Genomic DNA, 22,406 nt, shown 5'->3' on the forward strand with positions numbered 1-22,406 from the left:
CTGCCATCCGAGCCTGCCTGCCACTAGATTCGGTTCATGGCGGATGCGAAACGCGAGATCGAGCGCAAGTACGAATCCGACGACAGCGGTCTGCCCGACCTGACAGGCGTCGGCGGGGTGGCGGACGTCCTCGACAAAGGCCTCGTCGAACTGGACGCCACCTACTACGACACCGCGGACGAACGCCTGGCTGCCGCCGCCCTCACCCTGCGCCGGCGCACCGGCGGCTCGGACGCAGGCTGGCACCTGAAGTTCCCGGTCGCCCCCGGCGTCCGCGACGAGATCAGGATGCCGCTGTCCGACTCCGTCCCCGACGAGATCGCCGCACTGGTCCGCTCCCGGGTCCGCCACACCGAGCTGATTCCCCTCGTCCGGCTCCGCTCCGCCCGCGACGTACGCCACCTGGTCGACGCCGACGGCGCGCTGCTGGCCGAGGCGAGCGTCGACACCGTGACCGCCGAGCGGCTCGCCGGCAAGGGCGGGAGCGCCCAGTGGACCGAGATCGAGGTGGAACTGGCGGACGACGGCGATCCGGCCTTCCTCGACAAGGTGGAGAAACGCCTGCGCAAGGCAGGCGTACGGCCGTCGAAGTCGCCGTCGAAGCTGGCCCGGGCACTGGAGCAGACCGGCGGCCGGCGCCGCGGCTCCGGGCGGCGCGCGAAGCCCGTGACCGCCGGCGACCACGTCCTCGCCTACGTGCGCGAACAGCGCGAGACGATCCTGGAGTACGACCCCGGCGTCCGCCGGGACGTCCCCGACTCCGTCCACCAGATGCGGGTGGCCACCCGCCGTATGCGCAGCACCTTCCGCACCTTCCTCACGGTCCTCGACCCCGCAGTCACCGACCCGATCGCCGTCGAGCTGAAATGGCTGGCGGGCGAGCTGGGCCTGGACCGCGACCAGGAGGTCCTGGCCGAACGTCTGTCGACCGCCCTGGACGCCGTGCCGCCGGCCCTGGTCTCCGGACCCGTGCACAAGCGGCTCACCACCTGGTCGAGCGCCCGGCACGGCAGCGCACGCGGCCACCTCATCGCGATCCTGGACTCCGCCCGCTATCTGGCCCTGCTCGACGCCCTGGACACCGTGCTCGCCGACCCGCCCCTGCGCAAGAAGGCCGCCAAGAAACCGGAGAAGGTGCTCGCCGAGGCCGTACGCAAGGACCTCGCCAAGGTCTCCCGCCTGGTCACCGAGGCACTCGACCTGCAGCCCGGCGAGGACCGCGACCACGCCATCCACGAAGCCCGCAAGAAGGCCAAGCGCACCCGGTACGCGGCCGAGACGGCCATCCCCGCCCTCGGCGGCCACGCCCGCTCCCTGGCCAAGTCCATGAAGTCCCTGACCAGCCTGCTCGGCGAACACCAGGACAGCGTCATGGCCCGCCACACCCTGCGCGAGATGTCCGCCGTGGCGCATGCGGCGGGGGAGAGCGCGTTCACATACGGGCTGCTCTACGGCAGGGAGGAGGCACAGGCGGCGGAGGTGGAGGCGGAGCTGCCGGGCCTGTGGAAGGAGATCAAAGCGGGGGCGTCCGTCTGAGCGTACGGGGGAGCCTTCCGGGCGGGTTACGCTTGATGGTCACCCCTGTCAGCTCACAAAGGTTCCCCCGATGTCTGTCGAGTCGGTGTTCCCGCAGCTCGAAGCCCTGCTCCCGCATGTGCAGAAGCCGATCCAGTACGTGGGGGGCGAGCTGAACTCCACCGTCAAGGAGTGGGACAGCTGCGACGTCCGCTGGGCGCTCATGTACCCGGACGCGTACGAGGTCGGCCTGCCCAACCAGGGCGTCATGATCCTCTACGAGGTCCTCAACGAGCAGGACGGCGTCCTCGCCGAGCGCACCTACAGCGTGTGGCCGGACCTGGAGGCGCTGATGCGTGAGCACCGCGTCCCGCAGTTCACGGTGGACAGCCACCGCCCGGTGAAGGCCTTCGACGTGTTCGGCCTGTCCTTCTCCACGGAGCTGGGCTACACGAACATGCTGACGGCCCTGGACCTGGCCGGCATCCCGCTGGAGTCCAGGGACCGCACGATCGACGACCCGATCGTGCTGGCCGGCGGCCACGCGGCCTTCAACCCCGAGCCGATCGCGGACTTCATCGACGCGGCGATCATCGGCGACGGCGAGCAGGCCGTGCTGGACATGACGAGGATCATCCGCGAGTGGAAGGCGGAAGGCTGCCCCGGCGGCCGCGAGGAGGTCCTCTTCCGCCTGGCCAGGACGGGTTCGGTGTACATCCCGGCGTTCTACGACGTCGAGTACCTCGCCGACGGCCGTATCGCCCGCGTGGTCCCCAACAAGTCGGGCGTCCCGTGGCGCGTGTCCAAGCACACGGTGATGGACCTGGACGAGTGGCCGTACCCCAAGCAGCCGCTCGTCCCGCTCGCCGAGACGGTCCACGAGCGCATGTCGGTGGAGATCTTCCGCGGCTGCACCCGCGGCTGCCGCTTCTGCCAGGCGGGCATGATCACGCGCCCCGTGCGCGAACGCTCGATCACCGGCATCGGCGACATGGTCGACAAGGGCCTCAAGGCGACCGGCTTCGAGGAGGTGGGCCTCCTCTCCCTCTCCTCCGCGGACCACTCGGAGATCGGCGACATCGCCAAGGGCCTGGCGGACCGCTACACGGAAGACAAGATCGGCCTCTCCCTCCCCTCCACCCGCGTGGACGCCTTCAACGTCGACCTGGCGAACGAGCTGACGCGCAACGGCCGCCGCTCCGGCCTGACCTTCGCCCCCGAGGGCGGCTCGGAACGCATGCGCAAGGTCATCAATAAGATGGTCTCGGAAGAGGACCTGATCAGGACCGTCGCAACGGCCTACGGCAACGGCTGGCGCCAGGTGAAGCTGTACTTCATGTGCGGCCTGCCGACGGAGACGGACGACGACGTCCTCCAGATCGCCGACATGGCCACGCACGTGATCCAGAAGGGCCGCGAGGTCTCCGGCTCCAACGACATCCGCTGCACGGTCTCGATCGGCGGCTTCGTCCCGAAGCCCCACACCCCCTTCCAGTGGGCCCCGCAGCTGTCGGCGGAGGAGACGGACGCCCGTCTCGAAAAGCTCCGGGACAAGATCCGCGGCGACAAGAAGTACGGCCGCTCGATCGGCTTCCGCTACCACGACGGCAAGCCCGGCATCGTCGAGGGCCTGCTCTCCCGCGGCGACCGCCGCATCGGCGCGGTCATCCGCGCGGTCTACGAGGACGGCGGCCGCTTCGACGGCTGGCGCGAGCACTTCTCCTACGACCGCTGGATGAAGTGCGCGGACAAGGCGCTGGCCACCTTCGGTGTCGACGTCGACTGGTACACCACCCGCGAGCGCACCTACGAGGAGGTCCTGCCCTGGGACCACCTCGACTCCGGCCTGGACAAGGACTGGCTCTGGGAGGACTGGCAGGACGCCCTCGACGAGACCGAGGTCGAGGACTGCCGCTGGACTCCGTGCTTCGACTGCGGTGTGTGCCCGCAGATGGATACGGCCATACAAATCGGCCCGACCGGGAAGAAGCTGCTGCCTCTTACGGTCAAGAATGCCGGCCCGACGCCCGCTGCGAGTGGGCACACCCACTGAAAGCGAGGCAGTCGATCGGGTGGTTGAGGCGCTGGCGGGGGCGATCGAGGAGGAGGTGACTGCCGCGCTGGCCGCTGCGGGCGCTTCAGGCCGTCGGCAGCTGGCTCCGCGGCCCCGTTCTCGGACGCCTCTGCTCGAGCTTGAAGGCTCCTCAGACATCCACTCGGTGGTGGAGTGGGTCTGAGGAAAAGGTTGCTGCAGTCCGGTGTGGCGCTGCGCCCCTCCCCAGCTGCGGGGAGGGGCGCAGCGCTGTCACCTGAGGTGGGCTGACCGGACTGGCTTTTGCGGAGTTGGCCATCACGGCCACTTCTGCTCGATGTGCGGGCCGAAATTCTGCTCGCTGAAGATTCGCCAAAGCATCACAGTGCAGGACTCACGTACAACTCCGTTGCCGAAGCAGATACCCCGGAAGATTCTGCTGCAGGGAGAGCGATGCCGTCAGCGGGGGATCGGCCGTCAGCGGGATGGAGGGGGCGCCGTTCGCGGCTGCGGTCCGAAGTGGCGTGCGCGGGGAGCTCCCATCCCGTCCGCGGCGCGACCTTGCGACTTCCCTCGGCTGCCGCGTCAACCGTCACCCTGCTCGATGTCCAGATGGATCGGACCCCGAAGAACGGGGCTGGGCCGGTACGGCGGCGGGTCGGCGACCAGCCTGGGGCGGTCGAGCCGGAGTACCAGTTCGGTCAGCGCAATCTGGGTTTCCCGCCGGGCCAGCGGGCCGCCGAAGCACAGGTGGATGCCGCTGCCGAACCCCAGGTGCTGGTTGTCACGCCGATCCGGGTCGAAGCGGTCAGGATCGTGGAAGCGCTTCGGGTCGCGGCTGCCGGAGGCCAGCATGAGCATGATCTGCGAACCCTTGGGGATGACGGTGTCGCCGACGGTGATATCGCTGTAAGCCGCCCGCCAGGGAATGATCTGCACGGGGGGCTCGTAGCGCAGCAGTTCCTCGACCAGCGGCACGACGAGGTCCGGTTCGTCGCGCAGTCGCTGCAGCACCTGCGGGTGGCGCAGCAGCGTCAGCATGCCGTTGGCGATGAGATTGACGGTGGTCTCATGGCCGGCGATGAGCAGCAGTTTTGCGGTGGCGACGATTTCGTCGTCGGTCATCCGGCCGTCGGGCCCGTCATCGTTGGCCAGCCGGGCCAACAGACCGTCGCCCGGCCGGCCGTGGCGCTGTTCCACCAGCCCGCCGAGGTGCTGGAGCAAGTCCTTGCGGGCCTGTACGCCCTTGTCCAGTTTCTCCTTCGGGTCGGTCTTGGGGTTGTAGTCGATCGAGTTCATGATGGCGTTCACCCAGAGGTGGAACCGCGGTTCGTCCTCGCGTGGCACGCCGAGCAAGTGACAGATCACGGTGACGGGGAACGGGTGGGCGAAGTCGTCGACGATGTCGATCTGCTCCTTGCCCGCGAAATCGTCGATCAGGCTGCCCACGGTGGCGGTCAGGTCGCCTTCCATGCCGGTCACCAGCCCCGGGGTGTGCGGGAGGCCGAAGGAGCGCATCGCCAGACGCCGCAGGCGATCGTGCTCGGGCGGGTCCATTTTGATGAACGCCGGCTTGGCCGCTCCCTCGACTGCGGGCGGCGGACGCGACAGATTGCGCACGTCGCAGCTCAGATGCGGGTCATTCAGTACGTCCGTGATCTCGCGATAGGTACTGATGACGTAGCTGCCGTCCTCCTGCCGAGCCACCGGCGTCTCGCGCAACTCGGCATACAGCGGGTACGGGTCGGCCCGGGCGGAGTAGTCGAAGATCCGTTGCAGCGTGCCGGGAGTCTCGGTCGTGGTCGTCCGGCCTTCCTCCTGCCGATGCTGGTGCACGGCCGGGACGCGGTGCTCACCCGGGCCATGGCCTGTGACGACCACGGTGGCGCCCTGAGCGAGCAGGGTGGGGCCGGGGAAGTCGACGGGCACCGGTTTCGTGTCGGCAGGCTGGTCCGGCGTGGGGCAGGGGGGCGGGAAAGGTGCGGCCGTCTCGATCAACCGTCGGTAGTGGTCCAGCCACCTGCCATTGTTGAAGCTCACGGCAGCCGTGATGCGGCCCCGATAGCCGTATGCGGTGACGAAACGGTGGTCGCCCAGTGATCCTTGGGTGACGACCACCTCGTCGGCGAAGGTCGGCACGCCGACGGTCTTTATGTTGACGCCGAACTGGATCGACCAGAACAGCGGGAGGGACAGGTGGGGCCAGCGGTCCGCCTGGGCGCTGACCATGTTGTGTGCCGCGACCTCTGCCTGCTCCACGGCGTTGGCCCAGTGCTCCTGTGAGATGAGCCGGTATTCGTAGATGGGGTTCGGGCAACGTGCCACGTCTCCGGCGGCGAAGACGTCCTCGGTGACGCGGCCACTGATCTCGAGGGCGCGGCAGCTCGTGTCGCAGGTGATTCCCCACACGCCCGCCGCCAGTCCCGAGTCCCGCAGCCACTCGGTGTTGCGGATGCTGCCGAGTGCCACCACCGCCACGTCGGCGTCGAGCGTGCTGCCGTCGTCGAAGTGAGCGCGGCGAAACCGTCCCTGCGCGTCGCCTTCAAGCCGGGTGACCTTGACACCGCACCGCAGGTCGATGCCGTGAGCGCGCTGCATGTCCGCCGCGATCTCACCGATCATGGCGCCGAGCGCCCCGACCAGTGGGGCCGCCCCGAGTTCGGCGACGGTCACCGGGATGTCCCGCTCTCGGCAGATGGACGCGGTCTCGGAGCCGGTGAATCCCGCCCCGATGACCAGCACACGAGAGGGTCCGGCGGCGAGGGCTCGCTGCAGACCTTCGGCATGCTCACGGGTGCGCAGGACGAACACGCCGTCCAGGGCTGCCTCGCTCTCGACGAACCAGGGCCGGGCCCGTACCCCGGTGGAGATGAGGACCCGGTCGAAGGGCACCTCGCGTCCGTCGGCCAGGTGGACGTGGTTGTTCGCGAGGTCCAGCCCGCTGGCGGGCACGCCCAGCAGCCACTCCGCATCGATGCCACGACGGCGGGGCAAAGCGGTGCCCCCGGCCGGCACCCACCCGGTCAGTACTTGCTTGGACAGGGGAGGCCGGTCGTAAGGTTCGCCCAGCTCGTCACCGATCATGGTCAACGATCCGGTGAAGCCCTCGTCGCGCAGCGCCTCCGCGGCCCGCAGTCCCGCCAGTGACGCCCCGACGACCACGATGCGGCCATCGCGCTTGAACGCCCGCAGCGTGTCGGCGCTGGTCATGACGCCGACGTCTCCACCGGGGCGTTCCGTCCCTCGATCCGGTCGACCAGAATCGCTTGGACCGGACGGGCCGCCGCGGCGCGTAGCACCTCGTCGCGCCGGGGGTCGTCGGGATTCGGGTCGTACATGAGCGCTTCCTCGCCGTGCATCCGGAACGCGTCCGGAGCCAGGAACGCGCACTGCGCAGACCCCTCACATCGGGAAAGATCGACGACAACTTTCACCCCGACCTCCACAGGGAGTGGGAGCTGCAGACCCTCGGGCCGACGCCACTCCGGCACGCAACGAGAGGGGACTCGGCCGCTGCCCACCCTGCGGAGTGCGACGGGGTGCACAGCGCTCGTCGGGTCTGTATGGAAAGAATTGATCATCGCGGCCAAGGCAATCGGCGCCTGACCAGAGACGTATCCCTGGTTGCGGCTGCATAGTGGTTACGCAAGCGGCACTCTTTTGGATTGCCGTTTCGACGGAAACCGTGTGGCACGGTGCGCCGGAATGCCGTCAGAGAATCAGCGTGACAGCGGCACCGGTACCAGCGAGTCCGATTGCCCGGGAGACGAACGCCTGACATCAACGACGCTGGACAGCGGCGTACCTTGGCAGAGAACCCAGCGTACGCGGCACGGCAGCGAGACGCCGCGTCTGCAGAGGTCGGATCGAACTCCTGAAGCGTTGGTCGCCTGCACTGCTGACGCACACGCCGCCTGGGGCGGCCGTGCCGGAACGTGCGGGGAACAGCGGCTTCCCGCTTAGCGCTGGCTGTTGCGGAAGCCGACGAGCACGGCCCCCCACCAGCAGATCTGAGAAACCATAGCCGTTGAAGCTCCCCAGGCCATCAGACGTCTCGCGGGCGGGGTGCCTGGAGCGTAGTTCCTTGTCTAGCTCGTCGGCGACTAAAAGCAGGGATGGGAGAGACTTCCGGTCCGCTTCCAGCGCCGCCGTGCCCATGCCGATGGCTTCTTTTATCTCTCCGGTACGGGCGGCGGCCACTCCGAGGGTGAGGCGGGCCCCTGCGGCGCGCATGGGTGAGATCTCGGTGCCGTCGGGTCCGGTGCTGATGCGGATCACTGACCGGGCATGGGCGGCGGCGCGCTCGTCGGCTCCGAGGAGACGGTAGGCGTCCATCTCGTAGAAGTCCCACTTGTCGGGGTCGATGATGAAAATTCACCGCGCCCACCGGATTCGTGTTCACCGGCGTGGCGCAGAGCGCGTACTTCAACTTCAACGGCGGCCAGGGTGAATCGGTGCAGCTGAAGCTCGAGTACTCCTCGGATCACAAGATCGCGACCGCGACCGGGGAACCGCACTTCAACACCAGGAGCACCGACCGCGGCGTCCTGCAGTACTCGTTCCAGGTCGCGGCCGAATCCGGCGCAGCCAAGGGCGAGCACACAAGGGCGGCCGGGCGGAAGTCGGCAGCCACGAGCCGGTACAGCTGTCTGGCGAGATCATCTGACCTCGGGCGGAGCACCCCAGACCACCCGACCGCGGTGGTCTGGGGTCGAGCGTCCTCTGCGAGTCCTGCCGGGGTGCCGGAACTGTGCGGTCTGACGGTTGTAGCCATGTGCGTGTATGGCCGCAGATGGACACGCACATTCAAATCGGCCCGACGGGCAAGAAGTTGCTGCCCCTGACGGTCAAGAACGCGGCGCCGGCGCCTGCTGCGAGTGGCCACGTGCACTGAGGCGCGTTCCAGAGTCGGGCGTGGCTGCCTGATCGGCTGAGCCCCTTCCTGTGCGAAGGGGCTCGTTGGTTTCAGTGCTGTGTGGGGGAAGGTGCTGATCTTCCGGGTGCGCAAGTGCTGTGCATATGCCTTAGATGTACGAGAAGTGCGTGGATGGGGAGCCGGTGCCCGGGCCGTGAGAGCCGGTGCGAGGGTGCTGCCCGGCTGGGCGTGACGGAAGGCGGGTGCCGAAGTGGTGGAAGCGGCTTCGCCGGGGCCCGAGGGCAGCGAGGACTCCGCTGCCCTCGGGGGCTATCAGCAGGAGCTGAAGCGGACGCTCGGCTCCTTTCAGGTGTTCGCGATCTCGTTCGCGTTCATCTCGGTGGCGGTCGGCATCTTCTCGACGTACGACGACGTGCTGCAGAACGCGGGGCCGGTGGGGATCTGGCTGTGGGTCGTCGCGACGGTGGGTCAGGTGCTGGTGGCCCTGGTGGTGGCGCAGCTCGCGGGGCGTATCCCGCTCAGCGGCTCGTCGTACCAGTGGGCCTCGCGGCTGGCCAACCCGAAGGTCGGCTGGGGGTTCGGCTGGCTGAGCTTCTGCTACCTGGCCATCGCGGTGGTGGCGATCGACAATGCGCTCGCGAGTCAGGCGTTCATGCCGCTCGTGGGTATGCGGCCGGACGAGGACACCGCGCGGGTGATCACCCTTGTGATTCTGCTGGTCCAGGCCGTGATCGTCGTGGCCTCCACGCGCCTCGTCAGCCTGATCAACACGAGCGCGGTGGGGCTGGAGCTGGCGTTGGTCGTGGTGGTGGCGCTCGCCCTTGCCATCGCGGTGGCGGTCACCGGCCGTGGCGCGGCCGGAAACCTGACCTCGCGCGGCATCACCGAGCATGCCCCGCACTACTTCGACGTCGGTGGCGGGCTGATGGTCGCGATGATCATGGGCCTCGCCACGCTCGTCGGTTTCGATTCCGCGGCGAACCTGGCCGAGGAGGCCAAGGACCCCTTCCGTACCGTCCCGCGCGCGATCGTGGGGTCTGTCGTGGCCGCCGGTGTACTGGGGATCGTGTTCCTGATCTGCCTCACCATCGCGATCGAGGACATCCCACGGATCACCGCGAGCGAGTCGCCCGTCGCGGCGATCATGCGTGAGCAGCTGGGGCCGCCGATGGAGAGGGTGCTCCTGGTGGCGATCACGATCGCGTTCTTCGGCGCCGGGACGGTGGTGATGACCGCGTGTTCACGGATGGTCTTCGCGATGTCTCGCGACGGGCGCTTCCCTGCCCACCAGCTCATGCGTCGGGTCAGCCCTCGCACGCAGACGCCGGTCCCCGCGACGGTGCTGATTCTCGTCGTGGGCGTCGTCCTGATGGTCGCGCTGCCGGGCGCCGCGCTGCTGAAGCTGATCACGGCGTCCACGATTCTTCCGGCGATCATCTACAGCGCGACGATCGTCCTGTACCTCGCGGTGCGCCGCCGGTTGGACCGCAAGAAGGGTGCTTTTGACCTCGGGCGGTTCGAGTTGCCGGTCGCGGTCTGCGCGCTGGTGTGGACGCTCGCGTCTCTGTTCGTGCTGGTGTCGCCGGCTGAGGCGCTCGTTCCCGTGCTGATCGTGGTGGGCCTGCTCGTCGTGGGTGGGCTGTTCTTCCTCGGCTTGCTGCGGTTCAATCGCCCGGCGTTGGAGAGCGAGCCCGGAGATGTCAGTGTCTTCGAGCACTGACGTGGTGTTCCTGCAGCCCGGTCGAGTGACCCGCCGTCGTGGCTGACTGTCGTTGGCTGAGGGCCAGACGGCAGCCTTGCGGCTGCTGCATCACGGGCGCGGTGGGGGGCGCCTGATGGTTGTCGGTCAGCAGAACGCGGGCGGGATGCTCTGCTCGTACTGGAACACGTTCCGGGGGTCGTACTTCGCCTTGATCCTGCGCAGCCGGTCGAGGTTGTCTCCCCAGTAGGCGGTCTCCCAGTTCTGCATCCCGATGTTCGGAACGTTGACATAGGCACCGTTCACGTAGGGCCGCAGTGCCTGGTTGAACTCGGCGATCCAGGCCTGGGCCTGCGGAGTCAGTTCGTTGCCGCTGCCCGGTACACCGCGTTTTCCCCAGCCGGCACCGGGCTCGGAGTAGAAGAGCGCGTCACGATGGGGGAACGACGTACCGCCGCGGGGGCTCTTCCTGACAGCCCCGCCAAAGGCTTGGGTGAAGAAGTTGCTGTCACCCGTAGGTGCGTCACGCATGAACGAGGCGATCACGCTGATCGCTGTCCTCGGGAACGGCGTGTTGGTGAACAGCGAGCAGAACTTCCAGTTCGCGGGCTCGTCCTCAATCGGGATCTGGAACGCCGCATACACGTCGCCCCAGTTGCCGACCTGCACCGTGACATCAGGGTTGCCGACCGACAGGATCGGAGCCAGCAGCTTCTTCGCCTCCGTCGGCGTTCCTTCCGCGAGTACTGCGAACAGCAGGGACTGGTTCCTGCGGAATTCGAGCTGGGTGCCGAGGCGGTTGTCGGCGACCGGCGCCGTGCGCTGCCACGCCTCGAAGACCCCTTGCAGGTCCCCGATGCCGTCCCACGTCGCTTGCAGGTAGGTGACGCTCTTCAGCGGAGTCACCTCGTAGGTCAGGGACGTGACGATCCCGAAGTTGCCGTTGCCTGCCCCGCGCAGGGCCCAGAGCAGGTCGGAGTGGTTCTCCAGGTCGACGTTGATCACCTTGGCGCAGTCTGCGCCTTCCGCTACGACGATCTCGGCGCCGATCAGGCTGTCGCAGGCCATGCCGAGGTAGCGGGTAAGCAGGCCGAAGCCGCCTCCGAGCGTCGCGCCGGTCAGGCCTACGCTGCCTTCCGTTCCGGTCGTCACCGCAAGGTTCTTCTGTGCGAGCGTGGTCACTGCTTGCAGTTGGCTGAGCCCGGCGCCAACCGTCGCCGTGCGAGCGGTGGTGTCGATGTGAGCCGACTTCAGTTCGCTGACATCGATCACGATGCCGTTGTCCACGTTCGACCAGCCCTCAAGGCTGTGGCCGCCGCTTCGCACCCGTAGCGCAACGTCATGCTGCCGTGCCCATGTGAGGGCGTTGACCACATCCTGAGTCTTCTGGGCGTAGACGATGACCAAGGGATAGTGGACGAACAGCTCGTCCCAGCCCAGACTCGCCTTGGCGTAGTCGGGGTCGTCGGGACGAACGATGCGACCGGTCAGCCTCGCCGGTGGACACTTCACGCTCTCGGTTCCTTCGCTCACGGCACTCGCGCCCGGGGCCTCCGCAGTCGTAAGACCCGGGACGACGACCGCGTCGGTGTCGGCAACGCCGTTGCCTTGAACAGTCCGCGACGACCAGAGTCGTTCACGGTCTGTGTCCTCTTGACCATCAGCTCAACGGCAGCCGAGTTACGCGCTGCTCCACCTTGTCAAGCCCCGGCTGCGCTCCGCTCCGCCGGGCGCGCTTCCCGGCTCCGCTCCGCGCGACGCTCCTGCCTTCGGCCCGCTCCGCGCGGGCTTCGCCGACGCGCGCCCACATGTGGGTAGGACCGGTTGCCATGAGTCGATCACCGCACCGTGCGGCCACGGTCAGAGCAGTACCTCCGGCGGGGGATCGGCCGGCACCGGGATGGAGGGGCGCCGTTCGCGACCGCGGGTCCGTGGTGGCGTACGGAATGGGAGCTGGGGAAGGTGGTGGGCTGATGGGGGTGCGACTGCGCCGGTCACTCGCCAATCGCGGCTTTGTATCCAGCAGCGTTCAGGAGGCTTTCAAGCTCACGCGCCTTCGACGGCTTGAGCTTGAAGATCCAAGCTTCGTAGGGCTCCTCGTTGAGCAGCTCTGGACTGTCCGCCAGTTCGTCGTTGACGGCGATCACTTCACCGCCAACCGGCGCGTAGATATCCGTTGCCGCCTTGACCGACTCCACGACACCGGCAGCATCGCCGGCATCGAAGGCCTTGCCGACCTGAGCCAACTCCACGAACACGACGTCTCCGAGAGCCTTCTGAGCGTGATCGCTGATGCCGACCGTGACCACGCCGTCCGATTCCCGTCGCGCCCACTCGTGCGACTCGGCGTACCGCAGCTCAGTCGGAATGTTCGACATGCTCGCTCCCCTGAAGCCGTAGACGATCAACGCGTCCATCATGCCCAGAGGGTGAAGGGTATGAGCACGGGTTCCCTCGCATGGGCTACAGAGAGCCACACGTGCCCCCTCGCGTGCCCGATCCAAGGGCTCGAAGCGGGAAACAACGGGGAGCCACGGGTACCGAGCCAGTAAGGCGCACGTCAGCATCTTGCCGAGCCGGCCTCCAGCCTCGTACGCGATCTTCCAAACTGGTGCTTCGGAGGAGGGCCCGGACGCGCTTGACTCGGTCATTGAGAACGCGGCGCCGGCGCCGGCTTCGAGCGGTCACGCGCACTGAGGTGGGCGAGGCGCTCGATCGGGTGGTCGAGGTGGGGGGTGAGCGGGGAGGAGGTGGCTGCGGCGCTGGCTGCGGTCGTTGCTTCGTTCCCTCGCCCGTCGGCGCCGCCGGCGTCCTCTCGGACGCCGCTGCCGCGCCCTGGAGGCAGCTCGCGGATCACTGTGCCTCGATGCGGAGGGAGTGCCTCCCGAGCCCGCCCTTCGCCCTTTCAGGCGTCGCGCCCCATGCGTGTCCGATCCAAGCCATCGGGCAAAGCCTCAACGGTGACGAACGGTGAGCTGATCCCACTGTCGGTCATTTACATGCGAGCGGTTCCCCTGAGTGGGTGAAATCAATTAAGTTGTCCCGACTAGGGTGGATTCTGCGGATGTAGATCGCCGCAGGTACGCATCCGAAACCCAAGCGGCCCGGCGGGCGAGCGGAGGTGGCTGTCGACAGTGGTGAATTCCAGAGGCGGCGATGCGCACAACACCGTCCCGTCCATGCCCCGCTCCTCTCCTCCGCTGTACCAGCCGCAGGGCTCGGTTGCAGTACAAGCTGTACGGAACGTACGGCCCTCGGAGCGCCCTATCATGCGGATGCGGCTGCTCGACGCCGTGGACAAGGACCGGCGCGATGTCGAAGTGCTGCTGACCGCGCTCCAGCAGGCGGTGGCCGAGGTGCACGGCTTGGGGGGCATGGTTCATCTCCCGGGCGGCGGTATGAGCGGCATCCTCTACCTGGTCGCTGACAGCGGCCTGCCGGAGTCGATGATCCGGCCCTGGCTGATCATCCCGGTACGGGGCACGGCGCCGCCCAGCAGGGCCGCCCGCGAGGACACCCTCACCTGGCGGCCCGACCTGGCCCCGCCCGACCCGGTGCCAGGCCGGGACCCCGCCGCCCTGTGGCCTTCCCGAGTCCCCGCCGGTATCGCTCACCTGGCCGTCCCCATCCCGGGCGGCCGACGGCGGGGCGCGCTCTCGGTCCTCTTCGCCCCGGGCGACGAGCCCGGCGCGGCGGAGTGCGCCTTTCTGAACGAGGTGGCGGCATGGATGTCCGAGAGGCTCAGGTCGTCCGGGATCCTCAATCCGTCCCCCACCCTGCTGCGCGCCCTGGAGAACGGGGCGGGGCCGCGGGAGACTTCCCCGTGGGACACCGAACAGGAGGCACCCGCGTGGGATGCGGAACGGGTGCCGTCCGTCACGTACACCTGGGACCTGCGTACCGGTGAGCTGACCTCCGACCGCCCCGTCGAGGAGGTGCTGGCCGGTGTCGATCCGCAGGTGATGGCCGGTGGCATCGAGGCGTGGGCAGAACTGATCCACCCGGACGACCTGCCGGGGGCGGTCAGCGGCTTCGACATGGGCATCCAGCTCCGCGGCGGCTTTCAGGACGAGTACCGGGTCCGGCGCCAGGACGGCACGTACCTCTGGATCGAGGCTCGCGCCCGGACGGTCACGGACGAAGAGGGGACACCGGTGAAGGTGATCGGCACCCTCCGGGACAGCAGCGAGACGCACACCGCCGCCGAGTCGGTGGGGCAGGCGCTGCGGCACATGAGCGACGGCTTCGTCTCCCTGGACACGGACTGGCGCATCGGATTTCTCAATCAGGCCGCCGAGCGGCTCTTCGGCGCCGCAGGAGATGTGGCCGGAGCGCTGCTCTGGGACATTCCCGCGCTGCATGCCGTGCCGGGGCTGGAGCAACGGTGCCGAGCCACCGCGGCCGAGGGCCAACCGGCCGGATTCGACGTACCGGGGCCGGACGGGACGTCCTGGTATCACCTGCGGCTGGTACCGGTGCCGCAAGGTCTGACGCTCTACATCACCGACACCACGGAGCGGCATCTGCGGGAGATCGAGCGGGCGGCGGCGGAGCGGGCGGCGGCGGAGCGCGCGGCCCTGGTGCAGCGGATCACGCGGGAGCTGGCCGAGGCCGTCACGGCCCAGGATGTGATGGCGGCGGTGGCCGACGGCGTGATGGCACCCCTCGGGGCCACCGGACTCGTCATGCTCGGCGTGGTCGGCGACCGGCTGACCGTGGTCGGCTCCCGGGGATATTCGGAGCGCTTCACCCGACGGCTGGACGGGCAGTGGACGGTGAGGGACACCACCGGCCCGGTGGGGGACGCCCTGTGCACCCGCACCACGCTCTTCATCTCCTCCCCGGAGGAGCTCCTGAAGCGATACCCGAAGACCGAGATCCTGATCCGGGAGGGCGGCAAGGAGGCATGGGCCTTTCTGCCGCTGGCGGTATCGGGGCGCGAGATCGGCGCGGCGGTGATCTCCTTCGGCCGACCGCGGGTGCTGGACGATGACGAACGAACCCTGCTGACCGCGCTCAGCGGATTGATCGCGCAGGCCCTGGAGCGGGCCGGGCTCTATGACGAGGCGACGACCCGGGCCCGTACTCTCCAGCGCAGCCTGCTGCCGCGGGCACTGCCCGAGCTGCCCGAGGTGACGGCGGCGGCGCGCTACCAGCCGGCCAAACAGGGTGCCGACGTCGGCGGCGACTGGTACGACGTGATCCCGCTGTCCGCGGCCCGGGTGGCGCTCGTGATCGGCGACGTCATGGGCCACGGCATGGCGGAGGCCGCCACGATGGGCGGCCTCCGCACGGCCGTGCGCACCCTCTCGGAGCTTGAACTGCCACCCGACGAAATCCTCGGCCACCTCAACGACATTGTCGGCGACCTGGGCAACGATGCCTTCGCGACCTGCCTGTACGGCATCTACGACCCGGTGACCCGGCGTCTGTCGTACGCCAGCGCCGGTCATCCGCCCCCGGCGGTGGCCCACCCCGACGGCCCCGTCACCTTCCTGCCCATGACCCCGGATCCGCCGCTGGGGGTGGCCGCTCCTCCCTTCGAGACCTTTGAGACCCTGCTGCCTGCCGACAGCCTGCTCGCCCTCTACAGCGACGGCCTGGTCGAGAGCAAGGACAGGGACGTCACCACCGGCATGAGCCACCTCGCCGAGCTTCTCTCTCAGTCCGTGAACGCCATGCCGACCTCACTGGCGGACGCGTCCGATCTGGACGCCCTGTGCGCCACCCTCACCTCTGCTCTCCTCCCCGCCCAAGGTGCGCTGGTGGACGACGCCGCCCTGCTGCTGGCCCGCACCCACCCGCTGGACGCGGAAAATGTCGCGGAGTGGCCGTTGCCGGAGGACCCGATGGCGGCAGGCCAGGCCCGTGAGCTGGTCCGCGCCCAGCTCACCGACTGGGACCTGGCCGACGAGGACCTGATCATGACCACCGAACTCCTGGTCAGCGAGCTGGTCGGGAATGTCGTCCGGCACGCCTGCGGCCCCATCCGGCTGCGCATGCTCCGCAGTCGCGCACTGATCTGTGAGGTCTCCGACGCCAGCCTGACCACGCCGCACATCCGCCACACCTCCGCCACCGACGAGGGTGGCCGAGGCCTGCAGCTCATCTCCGCACTCTGCCGGCGCTGGGGCACCCGACACACCCGAAGCGGCAAGTCGATCTGGACCGAACAGCCTCTCCCCACGGCCTCAGCCTGACTTGCGAGTTCCGAGGCCCGGCGCTCTGACACTGCGTGGTGCGGGTGTGGGCGGTCACCTGCCCGCAGATGGATACGCACAGTCAGATCGGCCCGACGGGCGAGAAACTGCTGCCACTGGCGGTCAAGAACGCGGCGCCGGCGCCGGCTTCGAGGGGTCACGCCCACTGAGGTGAGTGAGGCACTGGATCGGGTGGTCGAGACGCCGGCGGGGGCGAGGGAGGAGGTGGCGGCTGCGTCGGCGGCTGTTGGTGCTTCGCGTCCTCGGCCGCCGGTGCCGCCGGCCTCTCCACGGACACCGTTGCCGGGCCCTGGAGGCGGCTCGCAGATCGGCTGAGTGGCACCTTCCCGCGAAGGTTCGAGGCAGCTCGCTCTCCTGCCGACGGCGGGGGAGTACGTGCGGGCCGCGGCGGTTGGCCGGGAGTGGTGTGTCTCAGCCCCCGTCCCGGACCGCTGCGAGGCACTGGTCGTAGAGGTCGGCCAGGTCGAGTCGCCCTTCACTCGCGGCCCAGAGTTCGGTGGCCGTGTCGACGCAGGCGAAGACCGTCGCGACGATCGCCCTGGCGCGCGGGTCGGGGGCCGGGGCGGCAGGGCTCAGGCGGGCCTGAACGACCGGGACGAGTTCGGCCTGCCAGCGCAGCCGCTTCTCGATGTAGCGGGCGCGCAGTGACGGGGTGTCGAAAATGAGGCGGGACAGCTCCAGCACCCGCTCGGGGGGGTGGTCGGCGGTCAGGATGGCCTCGAATCCGGCGCGCAGGGCATCCCAGGCGGAGACCTCGGGCGGCTGCTGCTCGACGGTCTGCTTCAGCAGCTCGCCCAGCGCCTCCTGGTCCCCGCAGACCAGGTCCTCCTTGGTGCCGAAGTAGCGGAACAGGGAGCGCTGCGAGATCCCCGCCTCCCGCGCGATCTGCGCGATCGTCGTCTGTTCGTAGCCCTGCTCGGTGAACAGGCGAACCGCCGTGTCCAGGATCGCCTCGACGGCTACCTGCCGCGATCGGTCCCACAAGGTCGTCATGGAAACCAATCGTACCTGCCCACTGGACAGCGACAGCCACCCTGGCATTAACTGCCAGAAAAGCAGTGACTGCAATCGGGAGGGATTCATGACAGCTGTCGACTACCGCGGTCAGCTCACACTGATCACCGGCGCCAGCGCGGGCCTCGGCGCCGAGTTCGCCCGCCGGCTCGCCGCCCGCGGCTCCGACCTGGTGCTGGTCGCCCGCCGGCGGGAACGTCTGGAGGCGCTGGCAGCCGAGTTGCGCGAGCATCACCGGGTCCAGGTGCACGTCCTGGCCATGGACCTGGCCACCGACCACCCCGGGCAGGCGCTCGCCGAGCAGCTGGAGCAACTCGGCCTGCACGTCACCAGCGTGGTCAACAACGCCGGGTTCGCCAGCTTCGGCCCCTTCCACCAGGCCGATCCGGTGCGGCTGCACCAGGAGATCGCGGTCGACGTGACCGCCGTGGCCGACATCAGCCGCGCCTTCATCGAGCAGCTGCGGACGGCGGGGTGCGGGGTGCTGGTCAACGTGGCGAGCATGGCCGCCTACCAGCCCAACCCGCGGATGGCGCTCTACGGGGCGACCAAGGCGTTCGTGCTGAGCCTCACCGAGGCGCTGTGGGAGGAATCGCGCGGCACCGGTCTGCGGGTGCTGGCCCTGTCCCCGGGCGCCACCCGCACCGAGTTCTTCGACGTCGTCGGCACCGAGCAGGCCGCCGGAGGAACGAAACTCGCCGCGCCGGCCGATGTCGTCCGTACCGCACTCGCCGCGTTGGACCGGCGGAACCCGCCGCCCAGCGTCATCGTGGGGCGCGCGAACCGGGTGATGGCCTTCCTCGGCCGTCGTCTGGCCACCCGACGGCAGGTCGTCCGGGCCATCGGCCGCCTCACCGCTGAGGGGGCGTGACGATGGACAGGAACGCTGTCGTGCTGGGTGGGGGGAGGCGCCGTCGGGATCGGCCGGCAGACCGGGCTGCCGACCGGGCCGGCCGAGGCCGGCTGCGACCTGTCCGGTGCCGACGTCGTCGTCGGTACCTCCGCGGGTGCCCTGGTGGGAGCGTTCCTGGCGTGCGGAGCCGAGCCGTCGGGGGCCCTGCGCGCGCTCGCCACGGGGGGGCAGGCCATGACCGCGGATCAGTTGGCGCAGGGCTCGTCGGCTCTTCTGTCCGCGATGGCGCAGGCCCGCCTCAAGAGGCGGGCACACGGTGCATGAGGTCAGAACCGTCGTGGCTGGGGCGGTCGGCCGCACGGCGACGGCGCACGTGCGGAACGCGGTGGTGGGTCAGGCCGGGGTGTCGGCTTCCTGCGTGGAGGCCGCGAACGCCTCGGGGCCCTGCTCGGCGGCCGCCGGGTCCATCCACATGACCTGCCAGCCGTGGCCGTCGAGGTCGTAGAAGCTGCGTGAGTACATGAAGCCGAAGTCCTCGGCGCCGTCCGCCTCGGAGCCGCCCGCCGCGAGCGCAGCGGCGCTGACCGCATCGACCTCATCGCGGGACGACACGCTGAAGCAGTACAGCGCCAGCGTGTGCGTGGTGGGATCGGCCATCGGCAGTTTCACGAACTCCGCGAACTTCTCGCGGCCGAGCAGCATGACGAAGGCGTGCTCGCCGACCGGCATGCAGGCGGCGGTCTCGTCGGTGAACATCGGGTTGAAGCCGAACCCGAGCTTGGCGAAGAACGCCTTGCTGCGCTCGAGGTCCGCTACGGGGATGTTCACGAACAGCATGCGGCCGGGGTGTGCGGGCTTGGCCATGATGGGTCTCCAGTCGGTGGCTCGATGGCGTACGTCCTGGTAGACCGGCCCAGCCGGCGGAACTCATCGGTGGATCCCGGCAAGGTCGCAGTCGCAGCGTTGATCAAGTCCACAGCCGCAGTCCGGAGGCCCGGCCCTGCACTTCTTCGGTTCCTGGTGGAGGCGGCCCGCCCGTCGACACACGTGCCGTGTCTGCGCGTGCTCCTGCCCGGCCGGGACCCGTGCTCGTTGCGTGCCCGTTCCGGCGGGACGCAGTGGGCGGTGCGATGCGGCCCGTGTCGTGTCCGGGCAGGTACTTCCGCCTCCTGCCCATCACCCGCACCAAGGATTTCGGGCCGCTCCTCTCCTCGTCAGAGCATGGTCGCTTGGCTCGGCCATCGGGACGGCCGGTTCGCCCAGGCCCGGGGTGGGCGCAGGGCCCGTCCGCTGGTGATCTCCTCGTAGCGAGCGATGAGGCAATCGAGGGCGCCCCAGGACTGTCCGGTTCGCGGCGAGTTGTCTTGCTCGCGCGGTGCGTCGCTGCTAGGCCTTGGGCACACGACTCCAGGGAGCACGCTGTGCATCAAGAGCCCCCTCTCTTCATTCCTCCGCGTTCACGTGTCCGAGCATTCATCTGCGCCGTCGCGGCCATCGCCCTCGTGACACTCACCGCCGCGACAAGACCCCCCGACGCGGGCACCCGGACCGCGGCGGACCCGGCAGCCGTGGTCCGCGAGTGGAACGCCATCGCCACCGACACGATCAAGGCCGGCCTTGGCCCACGCCCCTCCGGGCAGGCAGCGATCTGGGAGGGGTTCGTCTCCGCCGCCGTGTACAACGCCGTGGTGGGGATCGAAGGCGGCTACACCCTGTACAAATGGCGCGAGCGGGGTCCGGCCGAGGCGTCCTCCGCGGCGGCCGCCGTCACTGCGGCCCACGACGTGCTGCTCACCTACTTCCCTGCCTTCAAGGAGCGGCTCGACGCAGCTCATGCAGACTCGCTCGCCGCTCTTCCGGCCGGCCAGGCCAGAGACCGGGGCGTCGACTACGGCAAGCGCGCTGCCACCCGCATCGTCGAACTCCGGGAAGGAGACGGCAGGTTCGCGGACGTTCCTTTCACCCGTTCCCCGGCACCGGGGGTCTGGCGGCCCACACCGCCCGCGTTCCAGCCCTTCATCGACACCTGGCTCGCCAGGCTCCGCCCCCTCCTGCTCGCCTCCCCGAAGCAGTTCCGCCCCGGCGGACCACCCGCACTCTCCTCGGCCGCCTACGCCGAGGACGTCCGGGAGCTGAAGGCCATGGGCGGGAAGACCGGCTCGGGCAGGAGCGCGCGGCAGACGGAGACCGCCCTCTTCTTCAGCGGCAACCTGGTCGAACAGGTTCAGACAGCCGTACGCGACCACGCCGCCCGGCACCGGCTCGGCATCGCCGAGACGGCCCGGCTGTTCGCCGCGGTGAACACGTCGGCGACCGACGCCGTCGTCACCGCATGGGACGCCAAGCTCCACTACGGCACCTGGCGGCCGATCACCGCCATCCGCCTCGCAGACACCGACGGCAACCCCGCGACGACGCCGGACCCCGTCTGGGAGCCACTGCTCCTCACCCCGCCACACCCGGACTACGTCGCCGGCCATACGACCGTCGCCGCCGCTGTGGCACGCGCCCTGACCGGCGTCCTCGGCACCTCGCGCATCGACCTCCACGTCCCCTCCGAGGTCACCGGCACCACGCGGTTCTACGGGTCCGCCGACGACTTCAACCGGGACGTCATCGACGCCCGTGTGTGGGGCGGTGTCCACTCCCGCACGGCGGACGTAGTCGGCTGCCGGGCCGGCACCCACGTGGCCGCCTGGGCGCTGGACCACTACTTCCAGCCGGTCGCCAAGGAGGGCACCCAGCCGTCCTCGCCCACACGGACGGCTCGGCAGGACAGGTCCGCCGAGACGAAGTGCGGCGACGACACCGACTGAACCTCAGGGCCGAAGCGGACCCGGCGTCGAGCCGGGGAGGCGTCACGCCTCCCCGGCTCGACAGGTCTTCCTTCTCCATCCGCTGACCGGGATCGCGGGTCGCAGCAGCCGTGGAACGCCGGCACCGCCACACCCTTCGTCCGAGGGCTCCCACGACGCTCAGGCCGTGAGGCCCTCGATCGCCACGGGAAGGTGGCGGGGGCCGCGCAGCACCGCGTTGGCCCGGTACGGCGGCGGGTCCTCGAGCAGCCGGGAAAACTTGACCCGACGGAAGAGTTCGGGCACCGCCACATGGAGTTCTATACGGGCGAGCGGGGCGCCGAAGCAGTAGTGGATGCCGGTGTAGAAGCCCAGGTGCTCGTTGTCCTTGCGGTCGGGGTCGAACCGGTCGGGGTCCTCGAAGCGCCGGGGGTCGCGGTTGGCGGCGGCCAGCATGAGCCAGACCGGGGAGCCCTTGGGGATCGTGGTGCCGGCGACGTCGATGTCGGCAAGGGCGGTGGTCCACGGGACGAACTGGACCGGGGGCTCGTACCGCAGCACTTCCTCGATGAGGGGGACGGCCAGGTCCGGGTCCTTCTGGAAGCGGTCGAGGATGTCGGGGTGGCGCAGCAGGGTGAGGGTCGTGTTGGTGATCGCGTTGACGGTGGTCTCGTGGCCGGCGACCAGGAGCAGCACCGCGGTGGCCTCCAGGTCCGCCGGTGTCATGTCGGGGGCGAGCGCGCTGAGGATTCCGGGGCCGGGGTGGCGGCGTTTGGTTTCGATGAGGCCGGACAGGTAGGCGCCAATGTCCTGGCGCGCCCGCTGAGCCTTTTCCCGGCCGTCGTCGCCGGCCTGGGGATCGAGTGACGATGCCAGGGCGTCGGCCCAGACGTGGAAGCGCGGTTCGTCCTCGCGCGGCACGCCCAGGACCTTGCAGATGGCGGTGACGGGAAGGGGGTAGGCGAAGTCCTCGACGATGTCGACCCGGTCCCTGCCCTCGAAGGTGTCGAGCAGCTCGGTGACGACCTTGGCCAGCTCTCCGCGCAGGCCGTCGAGGAATCTGGGACTGTGCGGGGGGCCGAAGGGCCGGTTGATGGTGTCGCGCAGCCGGTCGTGCACGGGCGGGTCGGTGAAGATGAAACTGGGCGGCAGGCCGCTCTCCTCCGCCGGTTGCCCGACGCGGGCGTAGCCGGGTGGGCGGTTGCTCGTGTCGTTGCTCAGCCGGGGGTCGTTGGCCAGGTTCCGCACCTCGTAGTAGGTGCTGACCAGGTAGGTGCCGTCGTCCTCCCGCCTGACCGGTTGCTTGCGCAGTTCCGCGTAGAGCGGGTAAGGATCGGCGCGATTGGCGTAGTCGGTGATCTGCGCGGAGATGGTGTCGGGCGTCATGGGTGTCTCCTGCGG

14 protein-coding genes and 1 pseudogene are annotated in these 22,406 nt (G+C 69.2%); 7 read left to right on the top strand and 8 right to left on the bottom strand.

What is annotated here, in order from left to right; translation table 11 throughout:
- Window positions 1–36: 36 nt before the first annotated feature.
- Together ACIRU3_RS05530 and ACIRU3_RS05535 are read left to right on the top strand one after the other, a co-directional pair.
- Window positions 37–1,536: a CHAD domain-containing protein gene (locus tag ACIRU3_RS05530; protein WP_404051714.1), complete on the top strand. Its 1,500-nt coding sequence runs from the start codon at window positions 37–39 to the stop codon at window positions 1,534–1,536.
- A gap of 70 nt (window positions 1,537–1,606) precedes the next feature.
- On the top strand, window positions 1,607–3,568 hold the full coding sequence (locus ACIRU3_RS05535) for a TIGR03960 family B12-binding radical SAM protein (RefSeq protein ID WP_404051717.1): 1,962 nt from the start codon (window positions 1,607–1,609) through the stop codon (window positions 3,566–3,568).
- Window positions 3,569–4,132: 564 nt separating this feature from the next.
- On the opposite strand, the gene ACIRU3_RS05540 is transcribed toward ACIRU3_RS05535, so the two are convergent.
- From ACIRU3_RS05540 to ACIRU3_RS05550, 3 genes and pseudogenes are all read right to left on the bottom strand, one after another.
- Window positions 4,133–5,104, bottom strand: coding sequence for a cytochrome P450 (locus ACIRU3_RS05540; RefSeq protein WP_404051903.1), 972 nt, complete (start codon window positions 5,102–5,104; stop codon window positions 4,133–4,135).
- 285 nt (window positions 5,105–5,389) lie between these two features.
- A pseudogene (locus tag ACIRU3_RS05545) lies at window positions 5,390–6,757 on the bottom strand (NAD(P)/FAD-dependent oxidoreductase); the annotation flags it as partial.
- Window positions 6,754–6,981, bottom strand: a complete 228-nt coding sequence (locus ACIRU3_RS05550) for a ferredoxin (protein ID WP_404051906.1) — start codon at window positions 6,979–6,981, stop codon at window positions 6,754–6,756. The pseudogene ACIRU3_RS05545 and the gene ACIRU3_RS05550, both read right to left, overlap by 4 nt.
- A 1,692-nt stretch (window positions 6,982–8,673) precedes the next feature.
- Here ACIRU3_RS05550 and ACIRU3_RS05555 point away from each other — a divergent pair.
- Window positions 8,674–10,143 carry an APC family permease gene (locus ACIRU3_RS05555; protein WP_404051720.1) on the top strand — a complete coding sequence of 490 codons (1,470 nt, stop codon included), beginning with the start codon at window positions 8,674–8,676 and terminating at the stop codon, window positions 10,141–10,143.
- Window positions 10,144–10,269: 126 nt separating this feature from the next.
- Here the strand turns inward: ACIRU3_RS05555 and ACIRU3_RS05560 are convergent, their stop codons facing one another.
- Together ACIRU3_RS05560 and gcvH are read right to left on the bottom strand one after the other, a co-directional pair.
- Entirely contained in the window at window positions 10,270–11,655 is a 1,386-nt protein-coding gene (locus ACIRU3_RS05560; protein ID WP_404051723.1) for an FAD-binding oxidoreductase, read from the bottom strand.
- A gap of 461 nt (window positions 11,656–12,116) precedes the next feature.
- A complete protein-coding gene (gene gcvH, locus ACIRU3_RS05565) occupies window positions 12,117–12,539 on the bottom strand; it encodes a glycine cleavage system protein GcvH (protein ID WP_404051909.1) in 423 nt (140 codons plus the stop codon).
- A gap of 858 nt (window positions 12,540–13,397) precedes the next feature.
- Between gcvH and ACIRU3_RS05570 the strand changes: the two genes are divergently transcribed.
- Window positions 13,398–16,322 (top strand): SpoIIE family protein phosphatase, encoded by a 2,925-nt coding sequence (locus ACIRU3_RS05570; RefSeq protein ID WP_404051725.1) that lies wholly within the window; start codon window positions 13,398–13,400, stop codon window positions 16,320–16,322.
- Window positions 16,323–16,754: 432 nt separating this feature from the next.
- Here ACIRU3_RS05570 and ACIRU3_RS05575 read toward each other — a convergent pair whose 3' ends face one another.
- On the bottom strand, window positions 16,755–17,336 hold the full coding sequence (locus tag ACIRU3_RS05575) for a TetR/AcrR family transcriptional regulator (protein WP_404051728.1): 582 nt from the start codon (window positions 17,334–17,336) through the stop codon (window positions 16,755–16,757).
- 88 nt (window positions 17,337–17,424) lie between these two features.
- Here ACIRU3_RS05575 and ACIRU3_RS05580 point away from each other — a divergent pair, with 88 nt between their 5' ends.
- A complete protein-coding gene (locus tag ACIRU3_RS05580) occupies window positions 17,425–18,228 on the top strand; it encodes an SDR family NAD(P)-dependent oxidoreductase (RefSeq protein WP_404051729.1) in 804 nt (267 codons plus the stop codon).
- 27 nt (window positions 18,229–18,255) lie between these two features.
- Window positions 18,256–18,534, top strand: coding sequence for a patatin-like phospholipase family protein (locus tag ACIRU3_RS05585; protein WP_404051732.1), 279 nt, complete (start codon window positions 18,256–18,258; stop codon window positions 18,532–18,534).
- A 69-nt stretch (window positions 18,535–18,603) separates the two neighbouring features.
- Here the strand turns inward: ACIRU3_RS05585 and ACIRU3_RS05590 are convergent, their stop codons facing one another.
- Complete coding sequence (locus ACIRU3_RS05590) at window positions 18,604–19,074, bottom strand: VOC family protein (RefSeq protein WP_404051735.1); 471 nt, start codon at window positions 19,072–19,074, stop codon at window positions 18,604–18,606.
- A gap of 638 nt (window positions 19,075–19,712) precedes the next feature.
- Between ACIRU3_RS05590 and ACIRU3_RS05595 the strand changes: the two genes are divergently transcribed.
- Complete coding sequence (locus ACIRU3_RS05595; protein ID WP_404051737.1) at window positions 19,713–21,026, top strand: vanadium-dependent haloperoxidase; 1,314 nt, start codon at window positions 19,713–19,715, stop codon at window positions 21,024–21,026.
- 159 nt (window positions 21,027–21,185) lie between these two features.
- Here ACIRU3_RS05595 and ACIRU3_RS05600 read toward each other — a convergent pair whose 3' ends face one another.
- Window positions 21,186–22,391, bottom strand: coding sequence for a cytochrome P450 (locus ACIRU3_RS05600; RefSeq protein ID WP_404051740.1), 1,206 nt, complete (start codon window positions 22,389–22,391; stop codon window positions 21,186–21,188).
- Window positions 22,392–22,406: the final 15 nt, after the last annotated feature.

The sequence above is a fragment of the Streptomyces sp. NPDC101151 genome (assembly GCF_044768335.1).
Lineage (GTDB): Bacteria > Actinomycetota > Actinomycetes > Streptomycetales > Streptomycetaceae > Streptomyces.

Excerpts from the sequence above, each read along its gene's own strand:
- ACIRU3_RS05530 (WP_404051714.1), top strand. The coding sequence starts at position 37 with ATGGCGGATGCGAAACGCGAGATCGAGCGCAAGTACGAATCCGACGAC.
- ACIRU3_RS05535 (WP_404051717.1), top strand. The coding sequence starts at position 1,607 with ATGTCTGTCGAGTCGGTGTTCCCGCAGCTCGAAGCCCTGCTCCCGCAT.
- ACIRU3_RS05540 (WP_404051903.1), bottom strand. The coding sequence starts at position 5,104 with ATGGACCCGCCCGAGCACGATCGCCTGCGGCGTCTGGCGATGCGCTCC.
- gcvH (WP_404051909.1), bottom strand. The coding sequence starts at position 12,539 with ATGGACGCGTTGATCGTCTACGGCTTCAGGGGAGCGAGCATGTCGAAC.
- ACIRU3_RS05570 (WP_404051725.1), top strand. The coding sequence starts at position 13,398 with ATGCGGCTGCTCGACGCCGTGGACAAGGACCGGCGCGATGTCGAAGTG.
- ACIRU3_RS05575 (WP_404051728.1), bottom strand. The coding sequence starts at position 17,336 with ATGACGACCTTGTGGGACCGATCGCGGCAGGTAGCCGTCGAGGCGATC.
- ACIRU3_RS05580 (WP_404051729.1), top strand. The coding sequence starts at position 17,425 with ATGACAGCTGTCGACTACCGCGGTCAGCTCACACTGATCACCGGCGCC.
- ACIRU3_RS05590 (WP_404051735.1), bottom strand. The coding sequence starts at position 19,074 with ATGGCCAAGCCCGCACACCCCGGCCGCATGCTGTTCGTGAACATCCCC.
- ACIRU3_RS05600 (WP_404051740.1), bottom strand. The coding sequence starts at position 22,391 with ATGACGCCCGACACCATCTCCGCGCAGATCACCGACTACGCCAATCGC.